This is a genomic window from Tepidibacter mesophilus, assembly GCF_002724055.1.
Taxonomy (GTDB): domain Bacteria; phylum Bacillota; class Clostridia; order Peptostreptococcales; family Peptostreptococcaceae; genus Tepidibacter_A; species Tepidibacter_A mesophilus.
In genome coordinates, this window is record NZ_BDQY01000055.1 from 1 (window position 1) to 1,535 (window position 1,535).

The window sequence follows — 1,535 nt, forward strand, 5'->3', positions numbered from 1 at the left end:
TGTTAGCTAAGTTTACTATTTGTTGCTTAAATTCATCTGTATATCTTTTATGTTTATTAGACATGATATCTCCTCCGATTTTATTTAATTAATATTATCATGTCCGAGTATTTATTGTCTAATTAAGCATAGCCTATCCAATACGATGCCTTAGGATTAAGAACAGAAATAGAAGAAAATGAAAAACTAACAAAATTCATTTTCCATAAACAAAATATCCTAGTAGAACTAGACGAACAAGATAATCAAATATCACGCTTTGCAAGAGGACATGAAATAATATCAAATGATATTAAAGATAACACTTACTATTACCAACAAGATGAACAAGGAAGTACACTGTATATAACAGATAACAATCAAAATGTACAAAATCATTACCACTACGATGCATTTGGAGTTATACTAGAAAGTGAAGAAAATATTTCAAATCGAATCACCTACACAGGACAGCAATATGATAGTATAACCCAACAATATTATCTAAGGGCAAGATACTACAATCCTATAATAGGAAGATTTACACAAGAAGATGTATATCGTGGAGATGGACTAAATTTATATGCATATTGTAGTAATAACCCTGTAGTTTATTATGATCCAAGTGGGTATAAATGCAGTATAAATAAAGAAAGAGATTTTGCAACTGAGGGGATTAATGAAACTACCCAGGACTATATAAGTCTTTATCATGGTACTAGCGTTGATTCGGCAAATTCAATTAGAGCAAATGGTGTAGATTTAAAACATGCTACAAGAGATATGGATTTTGGTAGAGGATTTTACACAACGACTGATTTAAAACAAGCAGAGAATTGGGTAGATCATAAATTTAAAGGAAATGGAGAAGTTATTCAGTTTGATATTCTTAAATCAGAATTTGATGATTTGAATAATAAAGTATTTACTTCTGCAGATGCTGAGTGGGAAAAGTTTGTAAGGAATAGCGGTAAAGGGATGACTAATAGTCATGATACAATATCTGGTCCTATGTTAAGGAATCCTATAAAGAAATTTTATGAAGGACGTGTACCTGCAAAGAGCAGTGGTCAACAAACAGCATTTAATACACAAAATGCTGTAGATTTACTAAACAAATATATGAAAGGAAAATAAATTTTATGAAATATACTATTAGACAACTTTTTGAAGTTATTGATGAAGTTAAAGATGAAAATGAGTTTTTTTATAAACTAGATGGAGGAGATGAAGATGTAGATGGTTTTATTGAATTAATAACAAATTTTTCGCCAAAAGAAAAAGAAATCATTAGATCAGATTGTCATGAACAGCATTTAAATGATTTAAGTTTAGGAGAACAAAGGGTAGTTGTAGATGGGCTTCTAATATTTGAGCGTATGGCACATGAAGAAGATTATAGAATTTTAAGAGTTAATACTATAGATGAGAGTATGTAATTAAATGTGTGTAAACTTCATATTTAAGTTTAGATTTTAAATTTTAAAATAGCGATTTAAAGGTATATAGGGGTTTTGTTTTTCTATGAAAAACTAGCCCTTTTCAATATCATTTCC

General features: G+C 29.3%; 2 protein-coding genes. Both read left to right on the plus strand.

Translation table 11 applies throughout. From position 1 onward, the window contains the following. The first annotated feature begins 345 nt into the window (after positions 1-345). Complete coding sequence (locus Tmeso_RS17225) at positions 346-1,116, plus strand: RHS repeat-associated core domain-containing protein (protein WP_278281508.1); 771 nt, start codon at positions 346-348, stop codon at positions 1,114-1,116. Positions 1,117-1,121: 5 nt separating this feature from the next. Then, complete coding sequence (locus Tmeso_RS15735; RefSeq protein WP_242967964.1) at positions 1,122-1,418, plus strand: hypothetical protein; 297 nt, start codon at positions 1,122-1,124, stop codon at positions 1,416-1,418. Positions 1,419-1,535 lie beyond the last annotated feature (117 nt).